A 1,254-nucleotide genomic window follows, 5' to 3' on the forward strand; every position below is an offset into this window, starting at 1 on the left:
CTAGTGCCGCATCAGACTGCGTTCGCCTCGTTGTGATGTGCCGCTCGGTTGCCGCCTAGCGGCAACCGAGCGGTCAGAATGATCACGTGGCAGAGCGCGTGAGAGTGCGGGACATCGATGACGATGAAGGCAGGCGGTTGCTGCGGATCGTCCGCCGCGGCACCGGGTCGGTGGTGACCTGGCGCCGGGCCCAGATGGTGCTCCTGTCCGCGCAGGGCATGCCCGTGCCGAAGATCGCCGAGGTGACGTTCACCAGCCCGGACCGGGTCCGGGACGTGGTCCACAACTTCAACGCCGACGGCTTCGAGTCGCTCTACCCGAAGTACAAGGGTGGACGGCCGAGGACGTTCACCCTCCCGGAGCGCCGGGAGATCAAGAAGATCGCCAAGTCCAGGCCGGCTGAGCACGGCCTGCCGTTCTCGACCTGGAGCCTGGCCAAACTGGCCGACTTCCTGGTCGCCGAGGGGGTGGTCGACGACATCAGCCACGAGGGCCTTCGGGTCCTGCTCCGCGAGGAGGGCGTGTCCTTTCAACGCATGAAGACCTGGAAGACCTCCCGCGACCCCGACTACGCCGCCAAGAAGGCGAGGGTCGAGCACCTCTACGCCATCGCCGACGGCGAGGTCGTGCCCGAGGAAGGCGAGCCCGAAGTCGTCTTCTGCCTGGACGAGTTCGGCCCGCTCAACCTCCAGCCCCACCCCGGCCGGCAGTGGGCCGAACGGGGCGGGAAGCACAAGGACCCCGACCGTGAGCCCAGGCCTCGGCGGCGGGCCACCTACACCCGCCCGCACGGGGTCCGGCACCTGTTCGCCGCCTACGACCTCGCCAAGGACCAGCTCTACGGCCACGTCAAGAAGACCAAGAACCGCTCCAAGTTCCTTGAGTTCTGCCGCTACCTGCGCTCCCTGCACCCGGCCGGTGTTCGTATTGCGATCATCTGCGACAACTACTCGCCGCACCTGACGACGAAGCGGTGCCGGCGGGTCGGGACCTGGGCGGAGGCGAACAACGTGGAGATCGCCTACACCCCGACCAACAGCTCCTGGCTCAACCGGATCGAGGCCCAGTTCACCGCCCTGCGCTACTTCGCCCTCGACGGGACCGACCACGCGAGTCACAAGGAACAGGGCAGCATGATCCGCCGCTACATCATCTGGCGGAACAAGCACGCCGCCGACGAGCGCCTACGCGAAGTCGTCACCAGGGCAAACGTTGCCTGATGCGGCACTAGTGTCCTGCGCCGGAGATCCGTCG

General features: G+C 67.1%; 1 protein-coding gene. It reads left to right on the plus strand.

Going from position 1 to position 1,254, the window contains the following annotated elements; genetic code table 11:
* Positions 1 to 86 precede the first annotated feature (86 nt).
* The gene (locus ACFZBX_RS36970; RefSeq protein ID WP_391538207.1) at positions 87 to 1,220 is read left to right on the plus strand and encodes an IS630 family transposase; all 1,134 of its coding nucleotides are present in this window, start codon (positions 87 to 89) and stop codon (positions 1,218 to 1,220) included.
* The last annotated feature ends 34 nt before the right edge of the window (positions 1,221 to 1,254 follow it).

It is taken from the genome of Kitasatospora sp. NPDC008115, assembly GCF_042957205.1.
GTDB lineage: Bacteria > Actinomycetota > Actinomycetes > Streptomycetales > Streptomycetaceae > Kitasatospora.